Origin of the sequence: Dyella sp. (assembly GCF_035508675.1) — a bacterium.
Taxonomy (GTDB): domain Bacteria; phylum Pseudomonadota; class Gammaproteobacteria; order Xanthomonadales; family Rhodanobacteraceae; genus Dyella_B.
The window spans coordinates 1-2,228 of sequence record NZ_DATJMN010000275.1 but is presented as its reverse complement, the minus strand read 5'-3'; the positions used below and the strand labels follow the sequence as shown (position 1 = coordinate 2,228).

Annotated in this window: 3 protein-coding genes; all 3 read right to left on the bottom strand. The window is 63.9% G+C overall.

The features are described 5' to 3' along the window. The coding region (locus VMA74_RS14360; RefSeq protein ID WP_325368109.1) for a zinc-dependent alcohol dehydrogenase at nt 1-716 on the bottom strand (716 nt) is incomplete at its 3' end. A gap of 16 nt (nt 717-732) precedes the next feature. After that, nucleotides 733-1,617, bottom strand: a complete 885-nt coding sequence (locus VMA74_RS14355; protein ID WP_325368107.1) for a universal stress protein — start codon at nt 1,615-1,617, stop codon at nt 733-735. 18 nt (nt 1,618-1,635) lie between these two features. After that, nucleotides 1,636-2,220, bottom strand: coding sequence for a GNAT family N-acetyltransferase (locus tag VMA74_RS14350; protein ID WP_325368111.1), 585 nt, complete (start codon nt 2,218-2,220; stop codon nt 1,636-1,638). Nucleotides 2,221-2,228: the final 8 nt, after the last annotated feature.

Sequence of the window (2,228 nt, the reverse complement as noted above, 5' to 3'; positions counted from 1 at the left end):
ACGCCATGTGCGCCGCCGCCGGTGGCTTTCACCACTTGGTCCGTGGCATCGGGCGATCTGGCGTCGACGGCGATGTCCGCGCCCAGCGACCTTGCCAAAGCCAGTTTCTCCGCGCCGACATCGAGGGCCGCAATGTGCAGGCCCATCGCCTTGGCGTACTGCACGGCCACGTGGCCCAGGCCGCCGATGCCCGAGATGGCAATCCATTCGCCGGGGCGCACACCGGTTTCCTTGATGCCTTTGTAGGTGGTGACGCCTGCGCACAGAATCGGCGCGATCGAAACGAAATCGGCCGTGTCGGGCAGCTTTGCCACATAGGCGGCCGCGCCGATGGCGTACTCGGCGAAGGCGCCGTTTACGCCGTAACCACTGTTGTGCTGCGACTCGCACAGCGTTTCCCAGCCGCCGACGCAGTGCTCGCAATAACCGCAAGCGTCGTGCAGCCAGGCAATACCGACGCGATCGCCTTCTTTCAGATGCGTGACGCCGGCGCCAAGCGCGACCACCGTGCCCGCCCCTTCATGGCCGGGTACGAAGGGCGGCGTGGGTTTGACCGGCCAGTCGCCTTCGGCCGCGTGCAGGTCGGTATGGCATACGCCGCAGGCGTGGATCTGCACCAATACCTCGCCCGGTCCGGGCGCAGGTACCGGCATGTCTTCAATCGTCAGCGGTGCGCCGAATGCGCGCACGACGGCAGCTTTCATGGTTGCGGTCATGAATGGGTCCTTGGAATCAATGCTGCATGAATACGGGAATGCTTGCGTGTGCCAGGATGTGGCGCGTGGCGCCGCCCAGCACGCGCTCGCGTATACGTGAATGTCCATAGCCGCCCATTACCAGCAGGTCGGCCGCTTCGTGGTGCACTCTGTCCAGCAGTGCGTTGCCGGCTTCATCCGTGGGTACGTCCAAGTAACGCGGTTTGGCGGCAACGCCGTGATGCATGAGATAGATCATGGGATCGGGCTGGGCCACGCTGAGCTGGCTGGGGCGCGGTTCGCGAGCGTGGCCGTTGACCAGCGTGATGTCGCTGGCGAGCTGCAACAGCGGCAAGGCGCTATGCAAGGCGCGCGTGGATTCGAAACTGCCGTTCCAGGCCACCACGATGCGTCGGAACGACAGCGGCTGGTTCCAGGCGGGTGGCAGAATCAGGCAGGGAATGCGGCAGGAAAGCATGGCTTCGCCGAGAATGTCGAAGAGGCGCGTTTCATCCACCATGTCGCGCTCGAGCACGGCCAGGTCATGCCACGCGCCCAGTTTGCGCAGGGTTGGCGCGATCGCCGTGCGCGTCACCATCCATGCCGCGTATCGTGCGCCATGGTTTTGTGCATAGGTCTGGAATGCATTGGCGTCGTCGAGGCATTCGTAGCCGGCGTCCGAGAGCAGGCTGAGCACGGTCGGCTCGTCCTCCAAGGCGCGCAGTTCGCGCAGGCAACCCGGCACGTAGCAACCGGTGACGTTGCCGCTCCAGCGCGCGGCGATGTCGATGGCTGCCAACAGTGCCGGGCTCCACGGGGCGACCGAAGTGCCCAGTGCCAGCACGTCGTGAAAGCGCGCCGGCGTTGGCGCCGGCTGGCGCGATGTGCCGGTAACGGCATGGCGGGATGTTTCGGTGCTCATGGATGTTCTCCGGCAACATTACAGCGACAGGGAATAGACCACCGTCTTGGGATCGTCCGGATTCGATTCGCACGTAAAGCCCAGGAAATGGGCCAGTTCGCGCATCGGCTCGTTGGTGGTGTCGTCGACGGAAAAGATGCGCGTGAATTTGTGCTTGCGCGCCACGTCGACCAGATGCTGCATCAGCATCACCGCCAGGCCGCGGTTGCGCCAATCGTCGGCCACGGTCACCGCGCATTCGCATTGCTTGCCATCGCGGGTGGACGCATAGCGGCTGATGCCTACTTCGCGCAAACGGCCGTTGTCGTGCGCCAAGGCCACAAAGGCCATGTCATGCACATAATCGACGTGCATCAGCTGATCCAGCAGCTGTTTGCTCGGCGCCTTGAAATCGCCGAGGAAACGATAGCGGCGTGCTTCCGGCGACAGCTCGCGAATGAACGTTTCTTCAAGTCCACGATCGCTTTCGCGCAGTGGGCGGATCAGCACGCGTGTGCCATCGCGCAGCGGCTCGATCCAATGGTCGCCTTCCAGCGCAGGAAATTCCGCGCCAGCTGCGACGGTGGATGGTTTGACGGGAGGTTGCTTGGCGGTAGGAGACATGGTGAGAA